Annotated in this window: 22 protein-coding genes; 13 read left to right on the top strand and 9 right to left on the bottom strand. The window is 60.5% G+C overall.

Annotation, left to right across the window (positions count from 1 at the left end):
• Positions 1-131: 131 nt before the first annotated feature.
• Positions 132-773, bottom strand: coding sequence for an HD domain-containing protein (locus ACA049_RS29195; RefSeq protein ID WP_497314356.1), 642 nt, complete (start codon positions 771-773; stop codon positions 132-134).
• 368 nt (positions 774-1,141) lie between these two features.
• On the opposite strand from ACA049_RS29195, the gene ACA049_RS29190 reads away from it, so the two are divergent.
• Complete coding sequence (locus tag ACA049_RS29190) at positions 1,142-2,107, top strand: GlxA family transcriptional regulator (RefSeq protein ID WP_497331711.1); 966 nt, start codon at positions 1,142-1,144, stop codon at positions 2,105-2,107.
• A gap of 118 nt (positions 2,108-2,225) precedes the next feature.
• Here ACA049_RS29190 and ACA049_RS29185 read toward each other — a convergent pair whose 3' ends face one another.
• Together ACA049_RS29185 and ACA049_RS29180 are read right to left on the bottom strand one after the other, a co-directional pair.
• On the bottom strand, positions 2,226-4,637 hold the full coding sequence (locus ACA049_RS29185) for a penicillin acylase family protein (RefSeq protein ID WP_497331709.1): 2,412 nt from the start codon (positions 4,635-4,637) through the stop codon (positions 2,226-2,228).
• 102 nt (positions 4,638-4,739) lie between these two features.
• A complete protein-coding gene (locus ACA049_RS29180; RefSeq protein ID WP_497331707.1) occupies positions 4,740-5,318 on the bottom strand; it encodes a DUF6436 domain-containing protein in 579 nt (192 codons plus the stop codon).
• 97 nt (positions 5,319-5,415) lie between these two features.
• On the opposite strand from ACA049_RS29180, the gene bipL reads away from it, so the two are divergent.
• Entirely contained in the window at positions 5,416-6,363 is a 948-nt protein-coding gene (gene bipL / locus ACA049_RS29175; RefSeq protein WP_497331705.1) for a phospholipase BipL, read from the top strand.
• Positions 6,364-6,468: 105 nt separating this feature from the next.
• Here the strand turns inward: bipL and ACA049_RS29170 are convergent, their stop codons facing one another.
• Complete coding sequence (locus ACA049_RS29170) at positions 6,469-7,221, bottom strand: DUF2059 domain-containing protein (RefSeq protein WP_497331703.1); 753 nt, start codon at positions 7,219-7,221, stop codon at positions 6,469-6,471.
• Between the two features lie 123 nt (positions 7,222-7,344).
• Here ACA049_RS29170 and ACA049_RS29165 point away from each other — a divergent pair, with 123 nt between their 5' ends.
• Both ACA049_RS29165 and ACA049_RS29160 read left to right on the top strand, forming a co-directional pair.
• Positions 7,345-7,977 carry a 2OG-Fe(II) oxygenase gene (locus ACA049_RS29165; RefSeq protein ID WP_497331701.1) on the top strand — a complete coding sequence of 211 codons (633 nt, stop codon included), beginning with the start codon at positions 7,345-7,347 and terminating at the stop codon, positions 7,975-7,977.
• 2 nt (positions 7,978-7,979) lie between these two features.
• Complete coding sequence (locus tag ACA049_RS29160) at positions 7,980-8,465, top strand: 2-thiouracil desulfurase family protein (RefSeq protein WP_497331699.1); 486 nt, start codon at positions 7,980-7,982, stop codon at positions 8,463-8,465.
• A 141-nt stretch (positions 8,466-8,606) separates the two neighbouring features.
• On the opposite strand, the gene ACA049_RS29155 is transcribed toward ACA049_RS29160, so the two are convergent.
• Positions 8,607-9,194 (bottom strand): transporter substrate-binding domain-containing protein, encoded by a 588-nt coding sequence (locus ACA049_RS29155; RefSeq protein ID WP_497331697.1) that lies wholly within the window; start codon positions 9,192-9,194, stop codon positions 8,607-8,609.
• Between the two features lie 135 nt (positions 9,195-9,329).
• Between ACA049_RS29155 and ACA049_RS29150 the strand changes: the two genes are divergently transcribed.
• Positions 9,330-9,755, top strand: coding sequence for a DUF4399 domain-containing protein (locus tag ACA049_RS29150; RefSeq protein WP_497331695.1), 426 nt, complete (start codon positions 9,330-9,332; stop codon positions 9,753-9,755).
• A 63-nt stretch (positions 9,756-9,818) separates the two neighbouring features.
• On the opposite strand, the gene serA is transcribed toward ACA049_RS29150, so the two are convergent.
• A complete protein-coding gene (gene serA, locus ACA049_RS29145; protein WP_497331693.1) occupies positions 9,819-11,048 on the bottom strand; it encodes a phosphoglycerate dehydrogenase in 1,230 nt (409 codons plus the stop codon).
• Positions 11,049-11,252: 204 nt separating this feature from the next.
• Here serA and ACA049_RS29140 point away from each other — a divergent pair, with 204 nt between their 5' ends.
• The 4 genes from ACA049_RS29140 (at position 11,253) to ACA049_RS29125 (ending at position 15,571) form a co-directional block, all read left to right on the top strand.
• Complete coding sequence (locus ACA049_RS29140; RefSeq protein ID WP_497331691.1) at positions 11,253-12,647, top strand: D-2-hydroxyglutarate dehydrogenase; 1,395 nt, start codon at positions 11,253-11,255, stop codon at positions 12,645-12,647.
• Between the two features lie 36 nt (positions 12,648-12,683).
• Positions 12,684-13,349 carry a fumarylacetoacetate hydrolase family protein gene (locus ACA049_RS29135; RefSeq protein ID WP_084320379.1) on the top strand — a complete coding sequence of 222 codons (666 nt, stop codon included), beginning with the start codon at positions 12,684-12,686 and terminating at the stop codon, positions 13,347-13,349.
• 269 nt (positions 13,350-13,618) lie between these two features.
• Positions 13,619-14,548 (top strand): SdiA-regulated domain-containing protein, encoded by a 930-nt coding sequence (locus ACA049_RS29130; protein ID WP_497331689.1) that lies wholly within the window; start codon positions 13,619-13,621, stop codon positions 14,546-14,548.
• Positions 14,549-14,653: 105 nt separating this feature from the next.
• On the top strand, positions 14,654-15,571 hold the full coding sequence (locus tag ACA049_RS29125) for an SdiA-regulated domain-containing protein (protein ID WP_497331687.1): 918 nt from the start codon (positions 14,654-14,656) through the stop codon (positions 15,569-15,571).
• A gap of 123 nt (positions 15,572-15,694) precedes the next feature.
• On the opposite strand, the gene rpiA is transcribed toward ACA049_RS29125, so the two are convergent.
• On the bottom strand, positions 15,695-16,369 hold the full coding sequence (gene rpiA / locus ACA049_RS29120; protein ID WP_497331685.1) for a ribose-5-phosphate isomerase RpiA: 675 nt from the start codon (positions 16,367-16,369) through the stop codon (positions 15,695-15,697).
• A gap of 286 nt (positions 16,370-16,655) precedes the next feature.
• On the opposite strand from rpiA, the gene ilvA reads away from it, so the two are divergent.
• Both ilvA and ACA049_RS29110 read left to right on the top strand, forming a co-directional pair.
• Positions 16,656-18,170 (top strand): threonine ammonia-lyase, biosynthetic, encoded by a 1,515-nt coding sequence (gene ilvA, locus ACA049_RS29115; protein WP_497331683.1) that lies wholly within the window; start codon positions 16,656-16,658, stop codon positions 18,168-18,170.
• A gap of 39 nt (positions 18,171-18,209) precedes the next feature.
• Positions 18,210-18,635 carry a DUF2269 domain-containing protein gene (locus ACA049_RS29110; RefSeq protein ID WP_497331681.1) on the top strand — a complete coding sequence of 142 codons (426 nt, stop codon included), beginning with the start codon at positions 18,210-18,212 and terminating at the stop codon, positions 18,633-18,635.
• A gap of 93 nt (positions 18,636-18,728) precedes the next feature.
• On the opposite strand, the gene ACA049_RS29105 is transcribed toward ACA049_RS29110, so the two are convergent.
• Positions 18,729-19,385, bottom strand: a complete 657-nt coding sequence (locus tag ACA049_RS29105; protein ID WP_497331679.1) for a histidinol-phosphatase — start codon at positions 19,383-19,385, stop codon at positions 18,729-18,731.
• Positions 19,386-19,528: 143 nt separating this feature from the next.
• Here ACA049_RS29105 and ACA049_RS29100 point away from each other — a divergent pair, with 143 nt between their 5' ends.
• Both ACA049_RS29100 and ptsP read left to right on the top strand, forming a co-directional pair.
• Positions 19,529-20,008 carry an RNA pyrophosphohydrolase gene (locus ACA049_RS29100; RefSeq protein ID WP_007945562.1) on the top strand — a complete coding sequence of 160 codons (480 nt, stop codon included), beginning with the start codon at positions 19,529-19,531 and terminating at the stop codon, positions 20,006-20,008.
• A 22-nt stretch (positions 20,009-20,030) separates the two neighbouring features.
• Positions 20,031-22,310, top strand: coding sequence for a phosphoenolpyruvate--protein phosphotransferase (gene ptsP / locus ACA049_RS29095; protein WP_497331677.1), 2,280 nt, complete (start codon positions 20,031-20,033; stop codon positions 22,308-22,310).
• A 105-nt stretch (positions 22,311-22,415) separates the two neighbouring features.
• Here the strand turns inward: ptsP and ACA049_RS29090 are convergent, their stop codons facing one another.
• Positions 22,416-23,162: an NRDE family protein gene (locus ACA049_RS29090; protein ID WP_497331675.1), complete on the bottom strand. Its 747-nt coding sequence runs from the start codon at positions 23,160-23,162 to the stop codon at positions 22,416-22,418.
• Positions 23,163-23,279: the final 117 nt, after the last annotated feature.

The following is a 23,279-nucleotide window of genomic DNA, read 5'->3' as shown; positions in this document are numbered from 1 at the left end:
ACGGATTCGTGGCCAACCCAAATCCCATGTGGGAGCGGGCTTGCTCGCGAAGAGGCCGTGTCAGTCGATAGAGATGTCGACTGACAGACCGCTTTCGCGAGCAAGCCCGCTCCCACAGGTTTTTTTGGTAGTCAGGAAACCCAAGGGGATTTGCGGATGATCTCGACGAAGTTCATCGGCTTGAACCCCGGCTCGCTGTCCACCAGCACATCGGCGTTCACCGTGCCGAACGTGGTGTCCGGTTTGTGTTTGAAGCCATTGGCGAACGCACACAGGATGCACTCCTTGAACCCTTCACCCCGTGGGTGCGCATGCACCACCGCCTCACGCTGCACGGTGGGGAATGCGGCGTAGTCGATACCCAGCACATCCATTTCCACACCGGCCGTGACCAGTGCCACGTTGGGCCGCAAGTGTTGCGGCACGCCCGGCGTGGTGTGCAGGGCAATCGACAGCCACACCTGCTCGATATCGCCATCCGACAAACCATACGGCTTGAGGAACGCCTTGGCGGCGTTGGCGCTGTCGACTTCGAAACGCTCGTCGTCGGTGCGATGACCTTCCACCAGGCCCAAGTCATGGAACATGGCGCCGACATAGAGCATTTCCGGATCGTAGGCCAACTGCTTGCGCTCACCGCTCAGGGCGCCGAACAGAAACACCCGGCGTGAGTGGTGGTAAAGCAGGTCGGACTCGGCGTCACGGATGTATTCAGTGGTGGCCCGGGCCAACGCGCTGTCAGGGATTTTGATACCGGCAATGATGCTGCTCATGGTGCTTTCCTCGTGGGGAACGCCGTGGCGGCGCTGATGGAACAAGTCTGTTCCCGCCTCCCAAACCGGACAATCGATCCATGGCTGCGATCCCGGCCAATGAGCATGCATATCGCGCCAACCTCGCTTGTTGCGCCTGGATTGGCTAGGGTTGACGCAGGTAACCCGGGTTGTATGCATGCCCTGTAGCAGCTGCCGAGCCTGCGAGGCTGCGTTCGGCTGCGAAGCAGTCGTAAACCCTGTATACGCGGTTCACCTGGATGATCGAGTTGCCTGATTTCACGACTGCTTCGCAGCCGAACGCAGCCTCGCAGGCTCGGCAGCTGCTACAGGTCGTGTGATGGCTCACAATTGAGGCGATTCCTGCCATGAGTAAAACCGTTGCCATCGTGGTATTCGCAGGCGTCCAGTCGCTGGACGTCACCGGTCCCATGGATGTGTTTTCCGAAGCCAATCGTTTCCTCGAGCCGCACGACCATTACCGGTTGGAGGTCATTGGTGTCGAGCGCGGGGTGATGCCGTGTTCCAACGGTTTGTCGCTCAACGCCCATCGGCATTTCAGTGAAGCGCTGGAGGCTTATGACTTGCTGCTGGTGGCCGGCGGGCCGCAGTTGCCGTTCCTGGATTTTGGCGCGGCCTTCGATGCCTGGTTGCGTGATGCCTGTGCGCGTTCGCAACGGTTTGGCTCGATTTGCAACGGCGCGTTCATGCTGGCCCGGGCCAGATTGCTCGAAGGGCGAACCGTCACCACCCACTGGGATGATGCAGCGGCGCTGGCTACGTTATGCCCGTCGACCCAGGTGGATGCCGATCGCCTCTACGTGCAGGACGGCGAGCTCTTTACCTCGGCCGGGGTGACGGCGGGGATCGATTTGTCGCTGTATCTGCTGGCGCAAGACCACGGGCCGGAAGTGGCGCTGAGCGTGGCCAAGCGCCTGGTGGTGTTCACCCAGCGTTCGGGCGGGCAATCGCAGTTCAGTCCGTTCCTCACGCCCCACGCCGAACCGACGTCGGCGGTGGCGTTGGTGCAGCTCTACGTCCTGGCCAACCTTACCGGCGACTTGACCATTGCCGATCTGGCGAACGCGGCCAACATGAGCGCGCGCAATTTTTCCCGGGTGTTCGCCAAGGAAGCGAAAATCACCCCAGCGGAATTCGTCGAGCGGGCGAGGGTGGATGCGGCGCGGGTGTTGCTGGAAAGCACTCATTCACCGCTCAAGACCGTGGCGTATCAATGCGGGTTTCGCGATGCCCAGCATATGCGCACGGTGTTCAATCGCCGGCTGGGGGTGACGCCGCAGCAGTTCAGGCAGAATTTTGCGGCGATGGTTTAGCTGACATTTGTGTTGCCTGTGAGGGCCTCTTCGCGAGCAAGCCCGCTCCCACATTGGAATGCATTTCAACTGTGGGAGCGGGCTTGCTCGCGAAGGCGTCAGCCCAGACAACAAAAATCTAAGGCGCAGCCCGCGCCGGCAAAAACTTCAACGTACTGCGCGTATTGGCCGTGACTTCTTCGTTATTGAAATGCGCCTCGTAGTAAATCCCTTCGACATACGCCTCAGCCTGGTCATCGTAATGGCTGTCGAACGGCACGCCGCTCTGGCCGACCGGGTTGATGGTCAGGCTGTGGGCCGGGTCGGCAAAGTCCACCAGGCGCCGGGTCGACGGGCCATACGTCACCGGCCACGGCGCCGGGCCGATCTTGGCCGAAAGATTGTTCGGCACTTCATGGGTGCCGGGCGCCGCGAACGGGCCGACGTTGAAGATCCGGTCCAGCGGCTTCTGCACGCCCAACGGGTGGCCGTGAGTCAGGGTGTGCGCCTTGCCCCACTGCCATTGCGCGAAATCAGCGCCAAGGGTGGTCTTGAGATGAGCGATGCTCGCTTGCCACGCCACCTTCACCGTGTCGGCGCGGGTTTCCTTGCCGAGGGTGTTGCGGTTGTCCCACCACGGCGAGTCGGCAGTCGCAGCGAGGCGCGGCAGCGCGGCGTCGATCACGCGAGTCGAGAGCAGGGTTTCGAAAAAGTCATCGCCCAGCTCATCGTGCATCGTCGCGTCGGCCAGGTTGAACAGGAACTGGTTGAACAGCGTGGCGCTGGTGGAATCCAGCGGGTAATCGCCTTTCCATTGCGCCAGTTGCTCGACCAGTTTCAGCTCGGCCGGATCGCTCACCACTTCACGCAATACCGGCAACAGCGGCGCCAACAGACGCGGGCCGTACGCGGTGGTGGTACCCAGTTGCAGCTTCTGGTTGGCCTCGTTGTCCCACTTCACATTCTTGTCGCTGAGCTGGCGATTGAGTTGCTGGCCGCGATCGGCAAGGTTGTAGTAACCGGGAATCTCCATGCCGGTCGGCGAGACAGGCTGGAAGTTGGCCGAAACGATGTAGCCGCGCGCCGGGTTCTCTTCCTGCGGGTTGGCGCTGAATGGGTAGAAACCTTCCTTGTCCGCCTGGTTGGTGCTGCCGTCGAGGATGAAGCCGGGCTTCACTCCGGCCGCGCGTTTGGGCAGCAGCGCCGAGGCCCACCAGCCGATGTCACCCTTGGCGTTGGCGTAGACGATATTCAAGCCCGGCGCCTGAACCTTGGCCGCTGCGGCGCGGGCCTTGGCCAGGGTGTCGGCGCGGTTGAGCTGGTAGAAGCCGTCGAGGATCGGGTTCGGCGTTTCCAGGAACGCCCACCACATGGCCACCGGCGTCTTGCCGGCGGCGGTGCCGAGTGCATCGTTGATGATCGGGCCGTGGGGCGACTGGCGCAGCGTCAGCGTGACTGGCGCCTGGCCCTTCACCGCGATCTGTTGCTCGGTGTTGAGCATGTCGACCCATTTGCCGCGATACCAGACCTGGTTCGGGTTGTCCGGATTGACCTTCTCGGCGATCAGGTCGAGGTCGTCGTTCTGGAACATCGTCAGGCTCCAGCCGAAATCCAGGTTGTGACCGAGAAAGGCAAACGGCACCAGCGCCTGATGGTGGCCGTAGAGCTCGAAGCCCGGCGCCGACAGTTGCGCCTCGTACCACACCGACGGCACCGAGAAGCGAATGTGCGGGTCACCGGCCAGCAGCGGCTTGGTACTTTTGCTGCGGCTACCGGAGATCACCCAGGCATTGCTGCCTTCGAATTGCGGCAGGCCGTTGTCGGCCAAGGCCTGTTCGCTCAAACGGGCGAGGGCGTTCAGGTCTTTCCAGTCACCGGCGGCGAGGGCGGGGCCAGGCGTTGAGCGCGTCTTGGCCAACACGCCTTTGGGCTGCCAGTCGAGTTCGAAAACGTTCAGGTACTCGGCGCCCAGTTGGTCGCGCACAAATGTCAGCAAAGGTTCGGTGCGAAACGCGGCGGCAAAGCTGTAAGCCATGTAACCGGCGACGCTGATGCTGTCTTCAGCCGTGAAAGGGCGCTTGTGGATGCCCAGCACGTCGAACTCCATGGGCGCCGCGTGAGTGTCCTGATATTGATTGATGCCATCCAGATAGGCTTCCAGCGCCTTCCACGCCGGTGACTGACGATCCAGCGCGGCCACGTAGCTCTCGGCGCGTTCACGGATGCGCAGGCTGCGGAACAGTTTGTCGGTGTCGATCAGTTTCGGTCCGAGGATTTCAGCCAGCTCACCCCGGGCGAGGCGGCGCATGGCTTCCATCTGGAACAAGCGGTCCTGGGCCTGCACGTAGCCGAGGGTGCGGTAGAGGTCGGTTTCGTTTTCGGCGCGGATGTGCGGCACGCCGCGCTCGTCGTAGCGCACGGTCACCGAGCCCTGGAGATGCTGCAACTCCACCTGGCCCTGGCGCGTCGGCTGCTTGATGTACACGTACCCGCCGACCCCGATGACGAGCGTGACGATCAGCAATACAAGTACGGTCAGGACGCGTTTCATGGTGACTCCTTGTTCTTCGGGATTGCCGCCCGTGCGGGCTGCAAACATGTAGCACAGACCTTCTGTGCCGGGCATCGCGGTCCTGGAAAAGTCAGGATTGCCTTACTTCACTTCCTCCGGCCAAGGGCAATAGCAACCGACCGCCAGCGTATGGGTGGCGCCCACCGCGCGACCTTCGCTGAGTGCTTGCAGGATGGGTTCAATGAAGCTGTTGTTCGAATTGCAGGTCAGGCCTTCACTGTACGGGCCGAAATACGCCAGTTTGCCGCTGCGGTCCCAGATCGCCACCGCCGGGCTGGCGGGGATCTGTTCGGAACCCGGAAGCACGGTGATGCTTTTCAGGCTGCTCAAGGTGCTGGGCAACTGACCGTGACTACCGGGTTTTTGAACCGCGTAAAATTCCACGCCCTGCGGTACGTAGTGCTCAACCAGTTCGGTCAGGTGTTGTTGGTTGCCGACATTGCACGGGCAGGCCGGGTCCCAGAAATGCACCAGGCGAATGGCGCCGGGGCCGGCGAGGTCGTCGGGCAGGCGCAGCGGATCGCCGGAAAATACCGCGGTGTGCGAACTGAAGGCGCGCAGGTAGCGACCCTGAAACCAGTCATACGCCGCCCACAACACGCCGGCACACACGAGGGCGAGCAGGCTGGCAAGCAGTGTGGTGCGGTAGGCCGGACGCATGGGTTTCAATCCTCGAAGGTCGGCTAGCTTGCCATGCTTGCCGCGACAGATGAATATCGCAGACCCATAAAGTCTGTTTAGCGCTCTGGAATCGTTCATGCCTGCCACTTTCGACCCCGATCATTTGCGTGCCAGCCTGCGGCCATTGGCCGAGTGGCAGCCGCTTTCGGTGGAGGCGCTGGCCTATCAGCGGTTCTACGGGCTGGATTTTCCGGGGCGAACGCAGCGCAGCGGGTTGGGGCGTTTCGAGGTCGATGGCTATGAGGTGGTCAGCCAGGTCTGGTGGCCCGAGCGGGCGAAGGCGACGCTGTTTCTGTTCCACGGTTTCTACGACCACACCGGGCTTTACCGGCATGTGATCGAGTGGGCGCTGGATCAGGGTTTCGCGGTGATTGCCTGCGACTTGCCGGGGCATGGTCTGTCCAGCGGCGAGCGGGCGAGCATCAAGGATTTCGCCGAGTATCAGCACACGCTGCAAGGGATGTTTGCCGAGGCGCAGTCGCTGGACCTTCCGCAGCCGTGGCACCTGTGCGGGCAGAGTACCGGCGGGGCGATTGTGATCGATCATGTGCTCAACCAGGGCGCGAACAGTCCAGCCCAGGGGCAGGTAATTCTGTTGTCACCGCTGGTTCGACCGCGCGCCTGGGGTTGGTCGCAGCTCAGTTATTACTTGCTCAAACCCTTCGTCAAAGCCATCGCCCGGCGCTTCAGCGAGAATTCCAACGACCCTGACTTCTTGCCGTTCCTGCAAGCTGATCCGCTGCAACCGCTGCGACTGCCAACGGCTTGGGTGGGTGCGCTGGCGCGGTGGATCAAGCGGATCGAGGCCGCACCGAACAGTCCACGGCGCCCGCTGATTGTGCAGGGGCAGGCGGACATGACGGTGGATTGGGAGCATAACCTTGAAGTGTTGAAAGCCAAGTTTGATCGGCCGCAGGTATTGATGCTGGCGGAGGCGCGGCATCATTTGGCGAATGAAACTCTGGCGATGCGGGAGGAGTATTTCGGGTTTTTGACGAAGCGGATCAAGGGTCGGAATCTTTAGCGGCAGATAGGGCCTCTTCGCGGGCAAGCCTCGCTCCTACACGGGTATGTGGTCATCTGTAGGAGCGAGGCTTGCCCGCGAAGGCGGTGTATCAGGTGCCGAAGATTACTGGCTGAGGCTCGCCGGATTCTGCCCCACCGCCAACCCCGCCCGAATCGCCGCCAACGCGGCCTGGTAGTACGCCTTGCCTTCAGTGGACTCGGCAAACGTGGCGAACTCTTCCAGTTCTTCATCCGACAAATCGCGATAGACATACAACAGCGTGTTGTTCAGATCGGCCCCGATCTGATCCATCAACCGCTGGCGCTGTCCGTTCAACATCCCCTGCGCCTGACCACCACCGAGCAAACCCGGAATCATCGAACTCAGGCTGTCGGCTGCGACGCCGGCAATCGCCAGGCTGACCTCGGCGCCGGCTTCGCGAGCGGGCAGGGCCTGGGCCAGGTGGCCGATGATCAGCATGCGGCTGTCGCTGGCTTGAATCTTCGGCAGGCCCTTGGCATTTTTCGCCAGCTGATCGCGACGGGTCGCCAGCAATTCGGCGGCGACGATTTTCTTGCCCAGGGGCGATTGAAAGAAAGTCAGTGCGGGTTTCGGATCGGCGAGGCTTTTGCGCAGTTGCGCTTCGGCGCGCTGGTCCACGGCCTGGGGGGCGAAGCGTTGATTGCTGTTGTTGACCAAGGCTTGAAACACCGCCGGTGGCAGGCTGTTCTGGTAACGCTGCTGAGCGGCTGAGAGGGCGTCGTTAAAATGCGCGCGCTGATCTGGCCAACCGGCGACCTTGTACAACTGGTCGTGGCCGTCTGCCCAAGCGGGCAACACACAGAGCATCAGCAATGAAAAAAGCAAACGGCGCATAGGGACTCCTGTCAGCAGGCGACTATTCTCCGTGCGGCTTGGGTACTTGTCGAGAATTCGTATCAGTAATCCGACAAATCCTCCGCCGCGCGGCTCTGTCGGATTTGCAGGCACAGGAATACTATGCGCGCCATGCAAATATCCTCTGATCACCCGCTGCTGTTACGTATCGTCGACGACCTGGCCGAGCGCGGCTGGTCGCAGCAGAATATTTTCCTGCCTCTGGGTCTGACCCGGGAACTGGCGGCTGAGTGCCGTAAACGTGCAGCCGAGGGTGAACTGGCCCCAGCGGCGGTGGGGCGCGGGCCGACGTCGGAGATTCGCGAGGGGATTCGCGGCGACCACATCCAGTGGCTCGAGCCCGGCCAGGCCGTGGCGTGCGACAGTTACCTGGGCTTGATGGACAGCCTGCGCGAGGCAATGAATCGCGGGCTCTTCCTGGGCCTGGAAGATTTCGAAAGCCATTTCGCCCTGTACCCGCCCGGTGCGTTTTACCTCAAGCATGTCGATCGTTTTCGTGATGATGACCGACGCATGGTCTCGGCAGTGATCTATCTCAATGACGCCTGGCTGCCCGAACACGGCGGCCAGTTGCGCATGTACCTGGAGGGCGGCGTCGAACACGATGTGGTGCCCACCGGCGGATGCCTGGTGGTGTTCCTGTCGGGCGAAGTGCCCCACGAAGTCCTGCCCGCGACCCGGGATCGCCTGTCGTTGACGGGTTGGTTCCGCCGTCGTGGTAACGAGCCGTTCTGATCATGCAGAAAATCCTGGTAAGCCGCTGCCTGCTGGGTCACCGCGTCCGCTACGACGGCGGGGCGAGCGGGCCGTTTGATCAGCTGCAACAGTGGCTCGATGAAGGTCGAGTGGTGCCGCTGTGCCCGGAAGTGGCCGGTGGCTTGCCGACACCCAGGGCCGCAGCGGAAATTCCGGGCGGGCAGGGGAGTGAAGTGCTGGATGGCCACGCCTCTGTGATCACCACCGAGGGTGAGGACGTCAGCGCCGAGTTTCTTTCGGGGGCTTATCAGGCGTTGGAACTGGTGCAAAAGCACGGCATCAGGATCGCCGTGCTCAAGGCTAACAGCCCTTCGTGCGGGAATCTGTTGACGTATGACGGGAGCTTCAGCGGCGTGAAGGTCAGTGGTGAAGGCGTCACCGCTGCGTTGCTCAAACGCAATGGCGTTCAAGTCTTCAGTGAGTTGGAGTTACCTCAAGCGGCAGCAGCATTGACCGCACAAGACTAACGCCCCCACACAAAACCCCTGTAGGAGCTGTCGAGTGAAACGAGGCTGCGATCTTTTGATTTTGCCTTTTAAAGACAAGATCAAAAGATCGCAGCCTCGTTTCACTCGACAGCTCCTACAGGGTTATTCATCAGTCTGGGATCAGGGTTTCGGCGCCGCACTCGCATCCGCCCCAAACCACTTCTGCTCCAGCGCCCCCAGTCGCCCATCCGCCTTGATCCGCTTCAACGCAGCTTCCAGGCTGGCGTGAAATGCCGGGTTACCCTTCTGAAACGGAATCGCCAGGTCCACGGCCGGGGCGGCTTTTGGCTTTTCTTCCGTCAGCGACTGCACCAGCAGGATCGAACGCGGCTCTTCTTCTTTCTGCGCGATCAATTGCGCGTTGGTGCGAGCGTAAGGCTCGGTGAAGTCGAAACGATCCTTCAGTTCCGGGGTCATTGCTATGTGGTTGATGGCGATGTCGTACTTGCCGGTTTCAACACCGGGCAACAGATCATTGGAATCAGTGACGACAAAGTCGGCCCGCACATCCAGCTCATTGGCCAGCAGTTGGCCTAATTCGACTTCGAAACCAGTGAGTTTGCCGTCGTCCTTGAAATTGAAGGGCGGTGTATTAGCCTCAAGAGCAATGCGCAATTCGCCGCGGTCGAAAACATCGTCAATCAGTTCGGCATGAGCCAAAGGGCTCAAAAGGGGTAGCAGGCAGATCAGGCCAGGCAAAAAACGCATGGTCACTCCTTTGAATTCATTATTGCGACGCGCTGGTTCAGGCTCGCTTTGCTATGGTTGTCGAGATCCTTCGACAACGAATGGCCGTGAAGTTGTCTCGGCCACGCGGATTTTACGGAAAAACTGGAGAAGAGAATGAAAACGTTTATGTCACGAGCAGCATTGGCTGGCCTATTGATGGGCGTTTCGGTACTGGCCAGTGCGGCTACGCCGGCACCCAAGGGTGCTGAAGTGTCCATTGTTTCTCCTGAAGATGGTGGGACTGTTCCGCAAACTTTCAAAGTCAAATTCGCTGTTGAGAACGTTGCGTTGGCGCCAGCAGGCGATGCCACCAAGAATACTGGCCACCACCATTTGCTGGTCGATGCCAAGGAAATAGTTGCGGCTGGGGCGGTCATCCCGGCAGATGCCAATCACGTTCATTTCGGCAAGGCGCAGACAGAAACCGAGCTGACGCTGACACCTGGCAAGCACACCTTGCAGTTGGAGTTGGGCGACATGAACCATATGGCCTTCGATCCACCGGTCGTCTCCGAAAAGATCACCGTCAACGTTAAGTAACGTTAGTAGCGCCCATGAAAAAGGGAGCCCTTAGGCTCCCTTTTTTTGTCGCTCAAGTCGCTATCAGAACAACACGCGGCAACGAATGGTGCCGTTGATGTGCTGCAGCTTCTCTTGGGCAATTTCCGAGTAATCGGCGTCGACGTCGATCACCACGTAGCCGACTTTCTCGTTGGTCTGCAGGAACTGACCGGAGATGTTGATGCCGTTTTCGGCGAAGACCTTGTTGATCTCGCTCATCACACCCGGGATGTTTTCGTGGATGTGCAGCAGGCGGTGCTTGCCAGGGTGAGCCGGCAGGGCCACTTCCGGGAAGTTCACGGACGATACCGACGTACCGTTGTCGCTGTACTTGACCAGTTTCTCTGCCACTTCCAGACCGATGTTGGCTTGCGCTTCAGCGGTGGAACCGCCGATGTGCGGGGTCAGGATCACGTTGTCCAGGCCACGCAGCGGGCTTTCGAACTCTTCGTCGTTGGAGCGAGGCTCTACCGGGAATACGTCGATGGCCGCGCCGATCAGGTGCTTGTCCTTGATCGCGTCCGCCAGAGCGTCCAGTTCGACCACAGTGCCGCGAGCCGCGTTGATCAGGATGCCGCCCTTCTTGATGGCGCGGATTTCCTTCTTGCCGATCATCCACTGGGTCGCCGCGGTTTCCGGAACGTGCAGGGTGACGATGTCGGACATGCCCAGCAGCTCGGTCAGGTTACCGACCTGAGTCGCGTTGCCCAATGGTAGCTTGGTCACGGTGTCGTAGAAGTACACCTGCATGCCCAGGCCTTCAGCCAGGACCGACAATTGAGTACCGATCGAGCCGTAACCGACGATGCCCAGCTTCTTGCCGCGGATCTCGAAGGAGTTGGCCGCGCTCTTGATCCAGCCGCCACGGTGGCAGGAAGCGTTTTTCTCAGGAATGCCGCGCAGCAACAGGATCGCTTCGGCCAGCACCAGCTCGGCAACGGAGCGAGTGTTGGAGTACGGAGCGTTGAACACCGCGATACCGCGTTCGCGAGCCGCGTTCAGGTCGACCTGGTTGGTGCCGATGCAGAAACAGCCGACAGCCACCAGTTTCTTCGCGTGATCGAAGATCTCTTCGGTCAGTTGAGTGCGGGAGCGAATGCCGATGAAGTGCGCATCAGCGATCTTTTCCTTCAGCTGGGCTTCCGGCAGAGAACCAGTGAGGTACTCGATGCTGGTGTAGCCCGCCGACTTGAGAACGTCGACAGCCGATTGGTGGACGCCTTCGAGAAGAAGGAACTTGATCTTGCTCTTATCGAGAGAAGTCTTGCTCATCTGCGTAAACCTGTATCCCGGAGAAAAATGGCAGGAAATGGTCAACAGACGCTGACCCCGACGGCAAGAAAGCCGTCGCCACAGAATAGCCGTTGGGCACTACCCTGCGGGGTCGGTATGCTAGCATACGCACCCCGCTAAACACTCATTCCTGCGACGTGAAGCGTTCTCAGGATGACCATGAATTGTTCGAGAGTTCTGTCGATGACCAATCCTGCCCTGATTGATGAGCTGAAGACCCTGGTTGAGCCTGGCAAGGTGCTGACCGACGCCGACTCCCTGAATGCTTATGGCAAGGATTGGACCAAGCATTTCGCCCCGGCTCCCACGGCCATCGTGTTTCCCAAGACCACCGAGCAGGTCCAGGCCATTGTTCGTTGGGCCAACACGCACAAGGTGGCGCTGGTGCCGTCCGGCGGTCGCACCGGACTGTCCGCCGCTGCCGTGGCGGCCAACGGCGAAGTGGTTGTGTCGTTCGACTACATGAACCAGATTCTCGACGTGAACCTCACCGACCGCACAGCCGTGTGCCAGCCAGGCGTGGTCACCGAGCATCTGCAGAACGTTGCCGAAGAAAAAGGCCTGTATTACCCGGTCGACTTCGCCTCTGCAGGTTCAAGCCAGATTGGCGGCAATATCGGCACCAATGCCGGCGGGATCAAGGTGATTCGCTACGGCATGACTCGCAACTGGGTGGCCGGCATGAAAGTCGTCACCGGCAAGGGCGACCTGCTGGAACTGAACCGCGACCTGATCAAGAACGCCACCGGCTACGACCTGCGTCAGCTGTTCATCGGCGCCGAAGGCACCCTCGGTTTTGTGGTCGAAGCGACCATGCGTCTGGATCGGGCGCCGAAAAACCTCACTGCGATGGTCCTCGGCACCGCCGATTTCGACTCGATCATGCCGGTGCTGCACGCATTCCAGAGCAAACTCGACCTGACCGCCTTCGAATTCTTCTCCGACAAAGCCCTCGCCAAGGTCATGGCCCGCGGTGACGTGCCGGCAGCGTTTGAAACCGATTGCCCGTTCTACGCGCTGCTGGAATTCGAAGCGACCACCGAAGAAGTGGCCAACCACGCCCTGGAAACCTTCGAACACTGCGTCGAGCAGGGCTGGGTGCTGGACGGCGTGATGAGCCAGAGCGAAACCCAGCTGCAGAATCTGTGGAAGCTGCGCGAATACATCTCCGAAACCATCTCCCACTGGACGCCGTACAAGAACGACATTTCGGTCACCGTATCGAAAGTCCCGGCGTTCCTGAAGGAAATTGACGCGATCGTCGGCGAACACTACCCGGACTTCGAAATCGTCTGGTTCGGCCACATCGGCGACGGCAATCTGCACTTGAACATCCTCAAGCCGGATAACCTGAGCAAGGACGAGTTCTTCGCCAAGTGCGCCACCGTCAACAAGTGGGTGTTCGAAACCGTCGAGAAGTACAACGGCTCGATTTCCGCCGAACATGGCGTGGGCATGACCAAACGTGATTACTTGACCTACAGCCGCTCGCCGGTCGAAATCGAGTACATGAAAGCGGTCAAAGCGGTGTTCGACCCGAACGGCATCATGAACCCGGGCAAAATCTTCGCTGTTTGACTTTCGAACTTACGAGCTACGAAACAGGAGTCGGAAATGAGCTATCAGCACCAGTATGTCGACGGTACGCGTATTCATTTCCCGCTGGGGAAAGTGGTGTGCATCGGCCGTAACTATGCCGAACACGCCAAGGAACTGGACAACCCGGTGCCTACAGAGCCGCTGCTGTTCATCAAGCCAGGCAGTTGCGTAGTGCCGCTGGAAGGCGGTTTCAGCATTCCGACCGAGCGCGGTTCGGTGCATTACGAAGCGGAAATCGCGGTGTTGATCGGCAAGCCGTTGTCGACCAAGCCAAGCCGTGAAGAAGTGCTGGATGCGATCTCCGGCTTCGCCCCGGCACTGGACCTGACCTTGCGCGATAAGCAGGCCGAGCTGAAATCCAAGGGCCTGCCGTGGGAAATCGCCAAGTCTTTCGACGGCGCGGCGGTGATTGCGCCGTTCGTGTCCGGCAGCACCTTTGCCGACCTGACCGACATCGGCATCCGCCTGACCATCAATGGCGAAGTGCGCCAGGACGGCAACAGCAGCGCGATGCTCAACCCGATCGTGCCGATGATCCAGCACATGGCCGGCTGCTTCTCGCTACAGGCCGGTGACGTGATCCTGACCGGCACGCCAGTGGGCGTCGGCCCGCTGAATGTCGGTGATGAACTGGTGATCGAATTGCCCGGCGCCAGCAGCTTCACCAGCAGCGTGCGCTAACCGCAACACCGCAAACCCTCTGTGGGAGCGGGCTTGCTCGCGAATTCGGTATGTCAGGCAACTCATACGTCGGCTGACACACCGCATTCGCGAGCAAGTCGAATCGTCGCACCGCCGCTCCCACATTTGTTTTGTGGTTTTCCGGAAGGGCAATCCCGCCATTTCCCGTTTTTTTCACATCTTGTCTGGATAATTCCGCGGATTCTGGCGTCTGAGCCGGTCCCAATTGTGCTATTACCCGTAGCCTGAATTTCTGGAACGCATCCTGAATGGCCACCCGACCGCTGCCCACTGTCAAAACTGCCCGTCGCTCGCGCTTCGTCATGCGTTGGTATTCCTGGCTTTTGCTGGTGGCGGCCGCCGCTTATGGCCTCGCCTTTGCGATGCATTGGGACGATCGTGGTGTGCTCTGGCTGCGTGAGCGTTTTGAAAGCCCGGCCGAGCGTCAGGAAAGTATCTGGCTGCCGGATTACCGCGCAGTGATCGACGCCAAGTTGCTGCCGGGCATGGAGAAGGACGAAGCGTCGGACCTGGCCTACGACCCGCAAACCAAAACCCTGTTTTCGGTCATGGGCAAGAACCCGTTCCTCGTTGAGCTGAGCTTGCAGGGCGACGTCCTGCGCAAAATGCCGCTGGTGGGCTGGAGCAACCCGGAAGGCCTGACCGTAATGGGCAATGGTCTGCTGGCCATCGTCGATGAGCGTGAACACATGCTTTCCATCGTCAAGGTCGATGCCGACACGCGCGAGCTGAACATCGCCAACTTCCCGAAATACGACCTCGGCCCTTCGAAAGACCAGAACAAGGCCTTCGAAGCCATCGTCTATGACCCGCGCAATCAGCAAATCCTCCTGGGTGAGGAGCGTCCGCCGGCGCTGTTCAGCTGGAAAAGCGACGGCAGCCAGATCCTCAAGGGGGACAAGCAGAAACTCGCCGATGATGAGCTGGACATCCGCAACCTGTCGGGGCTGGCCGTCGATCCGCGCACGGGCCATACCCTGGCGCTGTCCGCCGACTCCCACTTGTTGCTGGAGCTGGACGAGAAGGGCGAGCAGGTCAGCTTCATGACCTTGCTGGGCGGCTTCAACGGCTTGAAGAAGACCATTCCCCGTGCCGAAGGCGTGACCATGGACGATGCGGGCAACCTGTACATGGTGAGTGAGCCGAACCTGTTCTACCGTTTCGAAAAGCAGAAGTAGGCGCTCCGAATCCAGCAGTTGTGGTCAAAGGCAACTGGCCATTAAGCTTGAATTCATACAGGCGTGATATTTCATCCGCCTGTTTCTGTTTCCGAGCTCGCCTTAATGCGCCGACTTGCCCGTCCCAAACCCCTTATTTTGATCCTGACAGTGATTGCACTGGTCGTGCTGGTTGCGATCGGTCAATACATGCGTCTGTTCGAGCGCGCCTGGTTCAACCTGCACACCCTCTGGCAACCGTTAAGCAGCGAGTCCATCGGCCTGGACCAATATCGGGTGGAAATCGAAGCCCGGGTCATCGACGGGCTGAACGACGACGTTTCCGCGCTGACCTTCGATCCGGTGCGCAAAAGCCTGTTCACCGTCACCAACAAAAACGCCGAGCTGATCGAGCTGTCGCTGGACGGCCAGATCATTCGACGCATTCCGCTGGTGGGCTTCGGTGATCCTGAGGCGGTTGAGTTCATCAGCGCCGACACTTATGTGATTACCGATGAGCGCGAGCAGCGGCTGATCAAGATTCATCTGGAGAAGGACACAACCTTCCTCGACGCGGCGGATGCCGAGCAGATGACCCTCGGTGTGCACATGAGCGGCAACAAGGGTTTCGAAGGCCTGGCTTACGATTCGGTGGGCAAGCGCCTGTTTGTCGCCAAGGAGCGCGACCCGATGCTGATCTACGAAGTGCAGGGCTTCCCGCATTACAACCCGGAGAAATCCTACGCGGTGCACGTGGTCAACAACCCCAAGCGCGATGCCGGGATGTTCGTGCGAGACCTGTCGAGCCTGCAATACGACGAGCGCAGCGGCCATTTACTGGCACTGTCCGACGAGTCGCGGCTGATTCTGGAACTGGATGTGGACGGGCGACCGCTGAGCACCATGTCATTGAGCAAAGGGCGCCAAGGGTTGCAAAAGACTGTGCCGCAAGCGGAGGGCATCGCCATGGATGACGACGGCACGATGTACCTGGTCAGCGAACCCAACCTTTTCTACGTCTTCAAAAAACCAGCACAACCCTGACCAACACCGCAAAACCAATGTGGGAGCGGGCTTGCTCGCGAATGCGGTGTGTCAGTCGACATCTCTATCAACTGACACACCGCATTCGCGAGCAAGCCCGCTCCCACAGGTTTTGCGTTTGGCTTACTGAGCGCGCAGGGTTTTAACGCCTTCACTGGTGCCCAGCAGCAGCAAATCCGCCGGACGCGCCGCGAACAAGCCATTGGTGACCACGCCCACAATCGCGTTGATCTGCGTTTCCAGCTCCACCGGGTTGGTGATCTGCATGTTGAACACGTCGAGGATGATGTTGCCGTTGTCGGTCAGCACGCCTTCACGGTAAACCGGGTCGCCGCCCAGTTTCACCAGCTCGCGCGCCACGTGGCTGCGGGCCATCGGGATCACTTCGACCGGCAGCGGGAACGCGCCAAGTACTGGCACCAGCTTGCTGCCGTCAGCGATGCAGATGAAGGTCTTGGCCACGGCCGCGACAATCTTCTCGCGGGTCAGGGCCGCGCCGCCGCCCTTGATCAGGTTCAGGTGCTCGTCGCTTTCATCGGCGCCATCGACGTAGAACTCCAGATCGCTGACAGTGTTGAGCTCATACACCGGAATGCCGTGGCCCTTGAGGCGGGCGGCGGTGGCTTCGGAACTGGCGACTGCGCCATCGAATGCGCCTTTGTGCTTGGCCAGGGCGTCGATGAAGCAGTTGGCGGTGGAGCCGGTGCCGACCCCGACGACGCTCTTGTCGTCGAGTTTCGGGAGGATGAAGTCGACGGCGGCCTGAGCCACTGCCTGTTTGAGTTGATCCTGGGTCATGCGGGCTCCGAGGTGCCGAAGGAGGGAACGAAAGGCCGGCATTATAGGCTTCGGGGCAGGGAAGGTCATTGCCCGATTGGCAGGCTGTGACCGTTACCGGCACCCCCAACCGTGACCGTGACCCGTAGGAGCGAGGCTTGCCCGCGAAGAGGTCGTTACATGCAGCGTAAATGTTGGCAGTCAGATCGCTTTCGCGGGCAAGCCTCGCTCCTACAAGTGTGGTCGTCCGGCCGAAAGCCGGGTTAGACTCCTTGGCCCTGCCCAACCCGCTCAGTGATGCTTTCCGATGCTCGAACAGTACGTCAAAAAGATCCTCACCTCGCGCGTTTATGACGTTGCCGTGGAAACCCCATTGCAGACTGCCCGCCAGCTCTCCGAGCGGCTGGGCAACTCCATTTTGCTTAAGCGCGAAGACTTGCAGCCGGTGTTCTCGTTCAAGATTCGCGGCGCCTACAACAAGCTGACGCAGTTGAGCGATGAAGAGCGCGCTCGTGGCGTGGTCACCGCCTCGGCGGGCAACCACGCGCAGGGCCTGGCCCTGGCGGCGAAAGTGTTGGGAGTGAAAGCCACCATCGTCATGCCCAAGACCACCCCGGAAATCAAAGTCGAAGGCGTGCGTTCACGTGGCGGCAAAGTGGTGCTGCACGGGGATTCGTTCCCGGAAGCGCTGGCCTACTCGCTGAAACTGGTCGACGAAAAAGGCTACGTCTACATCCACCCCTACGACGATCCCCACACCATTGCCGGGCAGGGCACGGTGGCGATGGAGATTCTGCGCCAGCACCCGGGGCGTCTGGACGCGATCTTCGTTCCGGTGGGCGGCGGCGGGCTGATCGCCGGGATCGCGGCGTACGTGAAATACCTGCGCCCGGAAATCAAGATCATCGGCGTCGAGCCGGACGATTCCAACTGCCTGCAAGCAGCCATGGCGGCCGGCGAGCGCGTGGTGCTGCCGACCGTGGGCCTGTTCGCCGATGGCGTGGCGGTGGCGCAGATCGGTCAGCACACCTTCGACATCTGCAAAGACTACGTCGATGAAGTGATCACCGTGAGTACCGATGAAATCTGCGCGGCGATCAAGGACATCTACGACGATACCCGCTCGATCACCGAGCCTGCCGGCGCCTTGGGCGTGGCGGGGATCAAGAAGTACGTCGAGCAGCGCGGCGTCACCGGGCACACTTTTGTGGCCATCGACTCCGGCGCCAACGTCAACTTCGACCGCCTGCGCCATGTCGCCGAACGCGCCGAGCTGGGCGAAGGTCGCGAGGCGATCATCGCCGTGACCATCCCCGAGAAACCGGGCAGTTTCAAGGCGTTCTGCGAAGCCATCGGCAAACGCCAGATCACCGAATTCAACTATCGCTACAACACCGGCAGCGAAGCGCACATCTTCGTCGGCGTGCAGACGCATCCGGAAACCGACCCGCGCAGTGCGCTGATCGCCAGCCTCGGCGAGCAGGGTTTCCCGGTGCTGGACCTCACCGATAACGAACTGGCCAAGCTGCACATTCGCCACATGGTGGGCGGTCGCGCGGCCCACGTGGTCGATGAAGTGATTCTGCGCTTCGAATTCCCGGAGCGTCCGGGTGCGCTGTTCAACTTCCTCAACAAACTTGGCGGGCGCTGGAACATCTCGATGTTCCACTACCGCAACCACGGCGCAGCGGATGGCCGTGTGGTCGCGGGCCTGCAAGTGCCTCACGACGAACGTCATCTGGTTCCTGCAGCACTTGAGGAAATCGGCTACCCGTACTGGGATGAAAGCGACAACCCGGCCTATCAGCTGTTTCTTGGCTGAGCGGCTACGCTGATCGACAGGTCATAAGGAAATCGAACCATGGATACGTTAACCGCCCTGAAAATCTCACACATGGTGGCGACGGTCGTGTTGCTGGTGTGCGCGCTGGGTCTGGGTATCTGGGTGTGGCGCACGCGGCGTAATGGCGATGCGACGGCACCTGCCCGCACGTTACAGCGGCCGCGGGTGCTGATCTGGCTGTTGATGGGGCTGGCGCTGGTGAGCATGCCGTTCACGGGGTGGTGGATGGTGCATCTGGTGGGCTGGCCGCTCGGGCAGACGTGGTTGCTGGCGTCGAGTGTGCTTTACACCTTGGCGGCGTTGGCGTGGTTCTGGCTGTTGGTGCGGTTGAATCGGCTACGAACTGCTCCGGGAAGCAATGGCAAGTTCACCTTTGCCCTCGCACTGTTCAGCTTCGTCTGTTTCATCGCGATTGCCGGGTTGATGGGTGCCAAGCCGGTTTAAGGCGTTGGACCGCGTTGACCCATTCGCGGGCAAGCCTCGCTCCTACAGGATTTAGGTTATCCGTAGGAGCGAGGCTTGCCCGCGAAGGCGATATCAGTCGCGCAGAGTCATCACCGGCCAGCCACGCTTCTCGGCTTCGGCGCGCAAATTCGGATCAGGATCGACCGCCACCGGATTCGCCACTTGCTCCAGCAACGGCAAATCATTCATCGAGTCGCTGTAGAAATAGCTGTCCTCCAGCGAATACCCGGTCTCTTCCAGCCAACGATTCAACCGCGTGACCTTGCCTTCGCGAAAGCACGGAACATCGGTGCTGCGCCCGGTATACCGGCCGTCAACCATCTCGCATTCCGTGGCGATCAGGGTTTCAACCCCCAGACGCTGGGCAATCGGCCCGGTGACGAAGCGGTTGGTCGCGGTGATGATCACCAGTTTGTCGCCAGCTTCACGGTGCCTGGCCAGCAGTTCAATCGCCTTGGGCAGCACGATCGGCTCGATGCAATCGCGCATGTAATCGCGGTGCCATTGATCCAGCGTGGCCATCTCGGTGCGGCCGAGGACTTCCAGGCAGAAGTTCAGGTAAGCGTCGTTATCCAGCTTGCCGGCCAGGTAGTCCTGATAAAACTCGTCGTTGCGTGCCTTGTAGGCGACGGCGTCGAGGAAACCGCGCTCGCACAGGTAATCGCCCCAGGCGTGGTCACTGTCACCGCCCAAAAGCGTGTTGTCCAAGTCGAATAAAGCCAGCCGCATTGCAGTTACTCGCTGAAAAGTCTGTAGAAAGGCGTCCAGAATACGGACTTTTCACAAGAGTGCACATAAGGTAGGTCGGCTCGTTGCTGCCTTCACAACCTTTGTGGAACAATGCGGCGACATGCGTTTGCGAGGTTGTTGCCGTGATCGACCCCGATGGTTTCCGCCCCAATGTCGGGATCATTCTCACGAATGATGCCGGACAGGTGCTATGGGCTCGCCGTATCAATCAAGATGCCTGGCAGTTTCCACAGGGCGGGATCAACCCCCAGGAGACGCCGGAAGACGCCTTGTATCGCGAGTTGAACGAAGAAGTGGGTCTTGAGCGCGAAGATGTTGAAATTCTCGCCTGCACCCGGGGCTGGTTGCGCTATCGTTTGCCGCAACGTCTGGTCAGGACGCACAGCCAACCGCTGTGCATCGGCCAGAAACAGAAATGGTTTCTCCTGCGCCTGATCTCCAACGAGCAGCGGGTGCGGATGGATTTGACCGGTAAACCGGAGTTCGATGGCTGGCGCTGGGTCAGTTATTGGTATCCGTTGGGCCAGGTGGTGACATTCAAGCGCGAGGTGTATCGACGCGCTCTCAAAGAGCTTGCCCCGCGCCTTTTAACGCGCGACTGACGACGGAGTTCGACCCCGAGCCATGCTCAATACGCTGCGCAAGATCGTCCAGGAAGTTAACTCCGCCAAGGATCTCAAGGCGGCGTTGGGGATTATTGTGTTGCGCGTCAAAGAGGCCATGGGCAGCCAGGTCTGCTCGGTCTACCTGCTTGACCCTGAGACCAACCGCTTCGTGCTGATGGCCACCGAGGGCTTGAACAAGCGCTCGATCGGCAAAGTCAGCATGGCACCCAACGAAGGTCTGGTCGGCCTGGTCGGCACGCGTGAAGAACCCCTGAACCTCGAAAATGCCGCGGATCACCCGCGCTACCGTTACTTCGCCGAGACCGGTGAAGAACGCTACGCCTCCTTCCTCGGGGCGCCGATCATTCACCACCGCCGCGTTGTCGGCGTGTTGGTCATCCAGCAAAAAGAACGCCGTCAGTTCGATGAAGGTGAAGAAGCCTTCCTCGTGACCATGAGCGCGCAGCTTGCCGGCGTTATCGCCCACGCCGAAGCCACCGGTTCGATTCGTGGCCTGGGCCGTCAAGGCAAAGGCATCCAGGAAGCCAAGTTCGTCGGCGTACCGGGTTCGCCGGGCGCGGCGGTCGGGACCGCGGTGGTCATGCTGCCGCCGGCCGATCTGGACGTGGTGCCCGACAAGACCATCACCGACATCGAAGCCGAACTCGGCCTGTTCAAGACCGCCATCGAAGGCGTGCGCGCCGACATGCGCGCCCTGTCCGCCAAATTGGCCTCGCAGCTGCGGCCCGAAGAGCGGGCCTTGTTCGATGTCTATCTGATGATGCTCGCCGACGAGGCGCTGGGCAACGAAGTGACCACGGTGATCAAGACCGGCCAGTGGGCCCAGGGTGCGTTGCGCCAGGTGGTCACTGAGCACGTCAACCGTTTCGAACTGATGGACGACGCCTATCTGCGTGAGCGCGCCTCGGACGTCAAAGACCTCGGCCGCCGTTTGCTCGCCTATTTGCAGGAAGAGCGTCAGCAGAACCTGGTCTACCCGGAAAAAACCATTCTGGTCAGCGAAGAGCTGACGCCGGCGATGCTCGGCGAGGTGCCGGAAGGCACGCTGGTCGGTCTGGTCTCGGTCCTCGGTTCAGGCAACTCCCACGTCGCGATCCTCGCCCGGGCGATGGGCATCCCGACGGTGATGGGCCTGGTCGACTTGCCGTATGCCAAGGTCGACGGCATCGAACTGATCGTCGATGGTAATCGCGGCGAGGTCTACACCAACCCCAGCGACGTGCTGCGCAAGCAGTTCGCCGAAGTGGTGGAAGAAGAGAAACAACTGGCGCTCGGTCTCGACTCCTTGCGCGACCTGCCGTGCGTGACCCTCGATGGTCACCGCATGCCGCTGTGGGTCAACACCGGTCTGCTGGCGGACGTGGCGCGAGCGCAGAAGCGTGGCGCCGAAGGCGTCGGCCTGTACCGCACCGAAGTGCCGTTCATGATCAACCAGAGGTTCCCGAGCGAAAAGGAGCAGCTGGCGATTTATCGCGAGCAGCTCGCCGCGTTCCATCCTCAACCGGTCACCATGCGCAGCCTGGACATCGGCGGTGACAAGTCGCTGTCGTACTTCCCGATCAAGGAAGACAACCCGTTCCTCGGCTGGCGCGGCATTCGCGTCACCCTCGACCACCCGGAAATCTTCCTGGTGCAGACCCGCGCGATGCTCAAGGCCAGCGAAGGCCTTAACAATCTGCGGATTCTGTTGCCGATGATCTCCGGCACCCACGAACTCGAAGAAGCCCTGCACCTGATTCACCGGGCCTGGGGCGAAGTCCGCGACGAAGGCACCGACGTGCCGATGCCGCCGATTGGCGTGATGATCGAGATTCCGGCGGCTGTGTATCAGACCAAGGAACTGGCGCGGCAAGTGGACTTCCTGTCGGTCGGCTCCAACGACTTGACTCAGTACCTGTTGGCGGTGGACCGCAACAACCCGCGAGTGGCCGACCTTTACGACTACCTGCACCCGGCAGTGCTGCAAGCGTTGCAGAACGTGGTGCGTGATGCCCACGCCGAAGGCAAGCCTGTGAGTATCTGTGGTGAAATGGCCGGTGACCCGGCGGCAGCGGTGCTGTTGATGGCGATGGGCTTCGACAGCCTGTCGATGAACGCCACCAACCTGCCGAAAGTGAAGTGGATGCTGCGTCAGATCAACCTGAGCAAGGCCAAGGAATTGCTGGCCGAGCTGATGACCATCGACAACCCGCAAGTTATCCACAGCTCGCTGCAATTGGCGCTGAAGAACCTTGGGTTGGCGAAGATGGTCAATCCGGCTGTGGTCAAGGCGCTCTAAAAGGCTAATGGCCCCTTCGCGGGCAAGCCTCGCTCCTACAAGGGTCAGGTAATCCCTGTAGGAGCGAGGCTTGCCCGCGAAGACATCCTCAAACACCCCACAAATCTAAACCCTGATCTCCACTTCCCCAAGATGCCCGCCATACGGCCCGAAACTCCGTTCGACCATATGCCGCGTCCCGTCCGCCTGCACAATCAACGCCGTACTCGCCCGCGTCCCGTACGTGGGGCTGGCAATAAACACGCTCGACAACAACGTCTCGGTCGCCAGCCCGACCCCGGTGTCCGGCAACTCGGCAAACGGGGCGGTCTGCGGATCATTCAGCAACGCCAGTAATGCCTCCGGCTGCGGATCCTCCAACACTCCCTCCAGCGCCAACCGCGCCTTGAGCAGTTTTGGCCAGGGCGTATCCAGCCCTGCATTCGATAACCCGTAAACCCCGGGCGCCAGCATCACCGCCTCAGACTCCCGCGCATTGAAGTACCACAGTTCGTTGGTATTGCCGATCAGCAGATTAAAGCCGGCATATTCCAGCGAACGTCCGACAACGTCGCTCAAATAATCATCTATCGGCATGTCGCCTAAAAGAAAACCGGCCACCAGCTCACCCCGGGATTTTCGCGAAGGAGACTGGTGCGGATCACGAATGTTGGTCAGCGCCGCAAAGCGCCCGTTGGCCCCGATACCCAGCCAGGTGCCGCCCGCTTCCAGATCCCGGCCGGCGTAAACGTTCGGGGCGTGTGGCCATTGCGCCAGGGGCAGGCTGGGCCGGGCATAGAATTCGTCGCGGTTGGCCGCGACGATCAGCGGCTGGGCGTGGCCCGGTCGCCAGGCAAAAACAATCAGGCACATAAGGTGGTCCTTGTGTGTTTTTTGCCCACTCTACGCAGTCGTCGCCTGTCGATCCATCGCCTTGCACAGTGGAGCGCGAGCCCCTGCATCCGTTACCATGCGGCACTTATTTGGGGA

This window comes from Pseudomonas sp. LBUM1662 (assembly GCF_059695915.1).
The sequence above is the reverse complement of the archived record's forward strand: the minus strand, read 5'-3'. Positions and strand labels throughout refer to the sequence as shown.

Coding starts and splice junctions, on each gene's coding strand:
- ACA049_RS29140 (WP_497331691.1), top strand. CDS start 11,253: ATGACCAATCCTGCCCTGATTGATGAGCTGAAGACCCTGGTTGAGCCT.
- rpiA (WP_497331685.1), bottom strand. CDS start 16,369: ATGACCCAGGATCAACTCAAACAGGCAGTGGCTCAGGCCGCCGTCGAC.
- ptsP (WP_497331677.1), top strand. CDS start 20,031: ATGCTCAATACGCTGCGCAAGATCGTCCAGGAAGTTAACTCCGCCAAG.
- ACA049_RS29190 (WP_497331711.1), top strand. CDS start 1,142: ATGAGTAAAACCGTTGCCATCGTGGTATTCGCAGGCGTCCAGTCGCTG.
- ACA049_RS29170 (WP_497331703.1), bottom strand. CDS start 7,221: ATGCGCCGTTTGCTTTTTTCATTGCTGATGCTCTGTGTGTTGCCCGCT.
- ACA049_RS29185 (WP_497331709.1), bottom strand. CDS start 4,637: ATGAAACGCGTCCTGACCGTACTTGTATTGCTGATCGTCACGCTCGTC.
- bipL (WP_497331705.1), top strand. CDS start 5,416: ATGCCTGCCACTTTCGACCCCGATCATTTGCGTGCCAGCCTGCGGCCA.
- ACA049_RS29150 (WP_497331695.1), top strand. CDS start 9,330: ATGAAAACGTTTATGTCACGAGCAGCATTGGCTGGCCTATTGATGGGC.
- ACA049_RS29135 (WP_084320379.1), top strand. CDS start 12,684: ATGAGCTATCAGCACCAGTATGTCGACGGTACGCGTATTCATTTCCCG.
- ACA049_RS29165 (WP_497331701.1), top strand. CDS start 7,345: ATGCGCGCCATGCAAATATCCTCTGATCACCCGCTGCTGTTACGTATC.
- ACA049_RS29105 (WP_497331679.1), bottom strand. CDS start 19,385: ATGCGGCTGGCTTTATTCGACTTGGACAACACGCTTTTGGGCGGTGAC.
- ACA049_RS29195 (WP_497314356.1), bottom strand. CDS start 773: ATGAGCAGCATCATTGCCGGTATCAAAATCCCTGACAGCGCGTTGGCC.
- ACA049_RS29125 (WP_497331687.1), top strand. CDS start 14,654: ATGCGCCGACTTGCCCGTCCCAAACCCCTTATTTTGATCCTGACAGTG.
- ACA049_RS29155 (WP_497331697.1), bottom strand. CDS start 9,194: ATGCGTTTTTTGCCTGGCCTGATCTGCCTGCTACCCCTTTTGAGCCCT.
- ilvA (WP_497331683.1), top strand. CDS start 16,656: ATGCTCGAACAGTACGTCAAAAAGATCCTCACCTCGCGCGTTTATGAC.
- serA (WP_497331693.1), bottom strand. CDS start 11,048: ATGAGCAAGACTTCTCTCGATAAGAGCAAGATCAAGTTCCTTCTTCTC.
- ACA049_RS29130 (WP_497331689.1), top strand. CDS start 13,619: ATGGCCACCCGACCGCTGCCCACTGTCAAAACTGCCCGTCGCTCGCGC.
- ACA049_RS29160 (WP_497331699.1), top strand. CDS start 7,980: ATGCAGAAAATCCTGGTAAGCCGCTGCCTGCTGGGTCACCGCGTCCGC.
- ACA049_RS29180 (WP_497331707.1), bottom strand. CDS start 5,318: ATGCGTCCGGCCTACCGCACCACACTGCTTGCCAGCCTGCTCGCCCTC.
- ACA049_RS29090 (WP_497331675.1), bottom strand. CDS start 23,162: ATGTGCCTGATTGTTTTTGCCTGGCGACCGGGCCACGCCCAGCCGCTG.
- ACA049_RS29110 (WP_497331681.1), top strand. CDS start 18,210: ATGGATACGTTAACCGCCCTGAAAATCTCACACATGGTGGCGACGGTC.